The following is a 6,300-nucleotide window of genomic DNA, read 5'->3' as shown; positions in this document are numbered from 1 at the left end:
GGGTCATGAAGATACCTCTTTCTTGTTTGTGGTGAATTAAGAATAGGTCTTCATGGCCTTTTTGACTAGTCTGAATAAAGAACTGGTCTAGTAGAGCAGGTGTTGCACTTCAATTTTAAATCGAGGAAATTTTTTTGACATGAAGTGATGCAAAACACGAACTTTGTTGAAGATTTAAGTCGCAAATAAAACAGAATCCCTTTTCTTGTGTGAAACATTATAATTGGCTGTCAAAAGGACAAAAAGAGATTGCATTTTTATTTTGCAATGAGTACGATGTCTATATTGAATACGAACAAATCAAACGATAAACGGTTGAATAATTCGTATTTATAAAAATATTTATGATGGGGTGACATAGTGGAACGGTTATTCGGATTAAAAAAGGCAGGAACCACAGTCAGTACAGAAATTGGTGCAGGTTTGACAACGTTTTTCGCCATGTCATATATCCTGTTTGTTAACCCTCAGATTCTTGGACAAACTGGAATGCCTGTTCAAGCTGTGTTCTTGGCAACGATTATTGCTTCTGTTGCCGGAACATTAGTTATGGGACTTGTTGCAAACGTGCCTTATGCGCTAGCGCCAGGGATGGGGCTCAATGCTTTCTTCACGTATACCGTTGTTATGAGTTTAGGCTTCAAGTGGCAGGCCGCGTTAGCCTTAGTTTTCTTCTGTGGCATCATTAATATTTTGATTACTGTGACCAAAATTCGGAAGATGTTGATTTCAGCAATTCCGATGAACCTACAATTGGCAATTAGCGGTGGGATTGGCGCCTTTATTGCTTATGCGGGTTTGAAAAACGCTGGTTTTTTAAAGTTCACTTCAGACGCTGGCAATATTTTATCGATTAACAATGAAGCATTTTCTGGAACACAAGAAACATTTCACCACGGCATTGAGACAGTTGTGACTGGTGGCGGCATCGTACCAGCATTACAAAACTTCAATAATGCCAGCATCGTATTAGCATTGATTGGTTTAGTCATTACAGTTTTATTGAAAGTTCGCAAAGTTCCAGGTGCTCTATTGATTGGTATCTTTGCAACAACGATTATCGGCATTCCAATGGGCGTTACCAACTTACACTTATCTAGTGCCTTTACTTTTGGTGCATCAGTCAAACAGTTAGGCACAACTTTCTTAGCAGCATTTTCGTCACAAGGAATGGGATCGTTATTTTCTGACAGTCACCGGATTATTTTAGTGTTAATGACCATCCTGTCGTTTAGTTTGTCTGATATTTTTGATTCACTGGGTACCTTTATTGGAACTGGCCGCCAAACCGGTATTTTTTCAGGTGAGGAAGAATTACGTTTGGAAGCCGAACCAGGTTTTAAGTCGAAACTGGATAAGGCATTGTTCGCTGATTCGATTGCAACAGGGGTTGGCTCACTGTTTGGTACATCAAACATTACGACGTACGTGGAAAGTTCTGCCGGCATTGGTGCTGGCGGTCGCACTGGTTTAACAAGTGTTGTCATTGCCATTCTCTTCTTGGCTAGTTCCGTTCTTTCTCCCTTACTGTCAATTATTCCTACAGCCGCAATTGCGCCATCACTGATTTTAGTTGGTATCATGATGATGAGTTCATTCAATAAGATTCCATGGGGCGATTTAGAAGAAGCAATTCCAGCTTTCATGACGTCATTGATGATGGCCTTTGCCTATAACATCACCTATGGGATTGCAGCAGGATTCATTTTCTATTGTTTGATTAAGACCGTAATGGGTAAGGCAAAGACGGTCCATCCATTGATCTGGATTGTGTCATTACTCTTTGTCATTAACTTCACGGTGTTGGCATTTATTTAACGGTTAAAAATTGCCTGAAGATAGATTAACAAAACATCTGAGTCAGTATGGAAGGTACGAAATGATCATTAAAAGCAGAAAGGTCGGCAATTCAATTACTTTGACCCTTCCCGAAGAATTAAATGTGCCAGAAAATGTCGAGTTTGAACCTATCGTAGATAGTAAAGGCAATGTTTTTCTAAAAAGAATTTCGGAGCTCAATGAAGAGAGGGTTCGAGATATTCATCAGTTTATGGATCATTTCAAACCGTTGATGGACAAACTCAAGGATAAATAATGCAATGTTATTTAGTTTGGATGCTAAGAATTTCATAGATAATAATTAAGTCGTGAACGTTTATTGATAGAAGTTAACCGGCAATAAAGGAGCGTTTAATGTTTTTAGCATTTATTTTGTTTTCGTTGGTGTGACTGGAGTGACCATGTATATTTTCGCGAAGATTAAATGAATAATATTTTGGGAGTGTTCTTGATAGAAATAACGCGATTGACCAGATTTTCTTTAGTCAGTTTGCCCAGTTACCGCAAACGTGCTATATTAGGCGTACAAATTTAATGAATTCAAACCACCGCCGGGTGGGCACAGAGTGCAATTACTGATTTCGACAGGCTATAGAGAAATCAGCAATCGCACTCTTTTTGTTTTCACGAGGAAATCAGGAGGATTTGGATATGGCATGGATCGAATTAATGATTGCAGGTTTGTTTGAAGTTGTGTGGGCGACGGCGATGAAATTGAGCAACGGTTTGACCAAAATCAACTACACGGTGGCAACAGTAGTGGGGATGATCATCAGTTTCTTGCTGCTGGCACGGGCCACGAAGAGTTTACCACTTAGCCTGGCTTATCCAATTTGGACAGGTGTTGGTGCTGTCGGTTCCATTATCGTTGGTGTTTTTTTCTTTGGTGATAAGATTCCATTAGCGACATGGTTTTTCGTTGCGCTTCTGTTGATTGGTATTATTGGCATTAAAGTGACAGTGGGTGAATGAACTTACAGTTGAACCTGTTATAGGTTAGTAACAGGTTCACTGTTTCTGAGCCCACCATTTGAACGTATTGGTCTGACTTCTCACGTTACTCATTGTGGGTTGGTGCTCCTAACCTGGTTCGTAGTCAGTAGCGGTCTTTTCTTAGTGGCTTTTAAACGCCGTGGCTTCGCCAACTAAAGGAAATGCATTCATTAATGAACACCCTGTCATCTTAATAGCAAAAAAGAATAAAGCTGATAAGTGTACACAATTATCACGTCTAAAATTTGTTTGTAATTAGCTAATTATCAAGGCTTTGACAAATTTGAGAGGTGGACTATGAAAACAATTGAAGATACAAAATTTTGGGGACCTGACAAAAAAAGAGCACGCCAATGGTTAGTCAACGGGGTATTACTGACGATGGCCGGTGCAGGAACAATTGCAGCAACGGTCACAACCGGGCATGCCGATACCAATACTAGTCAGGCAGCCGACACGGAAATACCAAGTAGTGCAGCTACTTCTGTACCTCAATCTGTAGTGCTGTCAGCGGGCAGTGCTGCATCAAATCAGTCCGCAAGTGCGGCCATCAATTCAAATAGTGAATCAAAAAATAGTGATCAATCGATTCCTTCTCAAGCCAAATCGGTGAGCCAAGAAGCGCAATTGAGTTCAGCCAATGTTGAGCAGCAATCAACTGATAGTTCAGCGGATGCTCAGAATCGGGCAGGCACGACACAAAAAGTAACAGTTCAGACAGCGGTCAATGTCGATTCCACATCGGTGAGCGCAAACACACAAGGAACGATGCGTGCCACACGTGCCAATATTGCCATCCCAACGGCGACTTCTGAAGCCGTTCAAGCACCGTCAGAAAACGCTGCTATCTGGATGCCTGATGCAACATTGCGCGCATTTGCAGAATCACAAGCCAACCACGAGCTTGGTGTCGCGGTTAACGACGATAATCTCTACCAATACATTGGCCGCATTCAAAGTCTGACATCTCCTGAAGATGCTAACAATGGCATTAAGAGTTTAGCAGGCTTGGAGTACGCGCAGACATTGCAGACGCTTCAGCTATATAACAGTGAATTGGGTTCAGACGGCATGGCTGATTTAAGCAATTTAGCTAAACTAAATTGGATTTCAATATTCAATGATCAAACGTTGACGGGAACTGTCGATGATTTTATTAATAAACACCTCGGCGCTGGCAACAATCTTTGGACGATCCAACTTGTTAACGACAGTCTGTCAGGTACAATTCCAGACTTGCATAATTTCTTAAAATTACGAACGCTTGTTTTAGCAGAGGATAACCTTACCGGTACAATTCCTGATTTGAGTTATTTACCCAATCTTCTGATTGTCCAATTTTACAATAATCAATTAACAGGTGGTTTAGATGGGCTGCTTAACTGCTCGACCGTGGATGATATCAGAGTTCAAAATAACAATCTTTCAGGTGAGCTACCAGATTTGAGTGGTCTTGAATTGAGTACCCGTTTCGATTTTCGATATAACCACTTTAGAAGCAGCGCGATTGGGCTACAAAAGAATGTTGGTTGGACCTATGGCGTGGGTCAGGGTGTTCAAGCAGGAACTTATCAAATTGGTAAGGGGACAAATGGATTTGATCCAATTACTGGCTATCTGTTTGGTGCGACCGACTATTCAAATGGTGCAACGCTGGTAGCGGATTATCACTATACCGTCCGAAACTGGACGACGACGGCCGCTGGTACTTATGTTTATCGGGTAGAGAACGGTAAACTTACCGACGTTTCAAGTGCTTTCGATATTGTTGCGGATCCAAATGATCCTAGTGGCTTTAAATTAGTGCCAAACACGGATTTACCAGATGGCAGTTATATGGTTTATGTAACTGGTTCAGATATTGCGCCTGAAGTAACTCCTGCGGCCGGATACTCAGCATTTCTATACTTTAATTTGGTGAATGTTAAGCCAACTGACCCTGACACTCCCGATCAACCGGATAATCCGGATAATCCAGACCAACCAGAAAAACCTGATCAGCCGGACAATCCTGGTAATCCCGAACAGCCGGACAATCCAAATGAACCGGATCAACCAGAAACACCGCAGAGTCCTGATAAACCTGATGTTCCACAAACACCAGAACTTCCTGGTACCCACGAAACAACGACACCTGAAAATTCGGCGGCGTCACAACAATCCAATGAGACTTCTGGTGTAGTCACGAGTGCTAACAATGAGCAAACTGCTAGTGCTGCTAATGATAGTTTGGCGGGCTCAACAGTGGCATCCGTTGCGAAAACCGTAGCAGTCCAGAGTTCAGTTACGCCGGCTCATACTAATTCATCCCAGCATTTGGAACAGTCAAAGACTGATCAGCGGCATGAGTTGCCAGCAACATCACAGCAGTCGTCCTCCATTTGGGCTGCAATTGGTCTGAGCATTTTATCACTGATGTCGTTTGGCTCACTGACCGGTGGTTACCGTCGCCGGCACTAACTTAATTTGACTACATTTTCGTGACTTGATTTCACTAGACAGATGCTGTGTCATCCCGTATTCTAGGGTTGTAATGGATACAACTCGGGGGAGGGGTTATTATGCAGCGTCAGCAACATCAAAAATCGAATTCAAAATGGTGGCTTATTGCACTGGTGGTGATTTTGGTCGCAGTCGGTGGCTACTTTGTTGGCAAGGCGATGAATGGTGGTTCCGAGAACGGAAGTACTGCTAGTAACGCTTCCTCATCAACGAGTTCTGCCAAACGTAGTGTCTCAGAGGATGCGGCATCTTCCGACTCAATATCTGGACGCCACACATCAATGATGTCACGGCATTCGGGGATGATGAGTGATCGCTCCAGTATGATGAATGACGATCGCTCATCCGGCAAAAATAATGACACCACGACTGCGGTCGGTCCGTACTCCGTTTCGACAGAATCAATGAATGCCATTGGATCGTTTCAATATCGTGGCGTGAATGTCCCAGCATCACTAGATTTGTCATTTAACAATCAGTCGGGCGCTGGAACCGCGACATTTACGTGGCGTGGCCCAGACGGAAGCCAACCTGCTGTTTACAACGTGATGTATGAAGAAATTCCGACGACGCCAATTCGTGTGTTCGGCGCTAGCAATAATGCTGTTCGGACAGTCAAGGTGAATACCCGTATTCATATCGAAGGATTGAAATCGGGGGACAGCAGCGAGATCGATACAGCTGGTGACCTGTATGCGTTTAAAAATCGTGATGGCGGTATCTCAATTGCCACGCCAAACTATGCCGGCAACGTTGAACCGGATGAATATGATGTCATGCAGGAAATCGTGCACCGTTAATTAAATTTCTATGTTCGTTTGCGCACCAACTGTTTAATCGGTTGGTGCGTTTTTGTTTGATTTTCGCGAGGCCCTTAATAAAAAGTTAAGAACTATCACTGAACTTAAAATTAGCGCAATAAAAACTTAACCGCCCCTAAATTCTGGAAAAATTGCGTACACTCAT

Annotated in this window: 5 protein-coding genes; all 5 read left to right on the top strand. The window is 42.7% G+C overall.

What is annotated here, in order from left to right:
• Positions 1 to 360: 360 nt before the first annotated feature.
• The 5 genes from LDK34_RS11195 (at position 361) to LDK34_RS11175 (ending at position 6,134) form a co-directional block, all read left to right on the top strand.
• On the top strand, positions 361 to 1,818 hold the full coding sequence (locus LDK34_RS11195) for an NCS2 family permease (RefSeq protein ID WP_178942023.1): 1,458 nt from the start codon (positions 361 to 363) through the stop codon (positions 1,816 to 1,818).
• A 61-nt stretch (positions 1,819 to 1,879) separates the two neighbouring features.
• Positions 1,880 to 2,095, top strand: coding sequence for a hypothetical protein (locus LDK34_RS11190; protein WP_178942024.1), 216 nt, complete (start codon positions 1,880 to 1,882; stop codon positions 2,093 to 2,095).
• Positions 2,096 to 2,490: 395 nt separating this feature from the next.
• Positions 2,491 to 2,811, top strand: coding sequence for a DMT family transporter (locus tag LDK34_RS11185; protein WP_178942025.1), 321 nt, complete (start codon positions 2,491 to 2,493; stop codon positions 2,809 to 2,811).
• Positions 2,812 to 3,129: 318 nt separating this feature from the next.
• The gene (locus tag LDK34_RS11180; RefSeq protein WP_178942026.1) at positions 3,130 to 5,292 is read left to right on the top strand and encodes a hypothetical protein; all 2,163 of its coding nucleotides are present in this window, start codon (positions 3,130 to 3,132) and stop codon (positions 5,290 to 5,292) included.
• A 101-nt stretch (positions 5,293 to 5,393) separates the two neighbouring features.
• Positions 5,394 to 6,134, top strand: coding sequence for a hypothetical protein (locus LDK34_RS11175; protein WP_178942027.1), 741 nt, complete (start codon positions 5,394 to 5,396; stop codon positions 6,132 to 6,134).
• Positions 6,135 to 6,300: the final 166 nt, after the last annotated feature.

Origin of the sequence: Furfurilactobacillus milii (assembly GCF_021654115.1) — a bacterium.
In the GTDB taxonomy this organism is placed as follows: domain Bacteria; phylum Bacillota; class Bacilli; order Lactobacillales; family Lactobacillaceae; genus Furfurilactobacillus; species Furfurilactobacillus milii.
Note: the sequence above shows the minus strand (reverse complement) of the source record. Positions and strands in the feature narration are given on the sequence as shown.

Coding starts and splice junctions, on each gene's coding strand:
- LDK34_RS11190 (WP_178942024.1), top strand. CDS start 1,880: ATGATCATTAAAAGCAGAAAGGTCGGCAATTCAATTACTTTGACCCTT.
- LDK34_RS11185 (WP_178942025.1), top strand. CDS start 2,491: ATGGCATGGATCGAATTAATGATTGCAGGTTTGTTTGAAGTTGTGTGG.
- LDK34_RS11180 (WP_178942026.1), top strand. CDS start 3,130: ATGAAAACAATTGAAGATACAAAATTTTGGGGACCTGACAAAAAAAGA.
- LDK34_RS11175 (WP_178942027.1), top strand. CDS start 5,394: ATGCAGCGTCAGCAACATCAAAAATCGAATTCAAAATGGTGGCTTATT.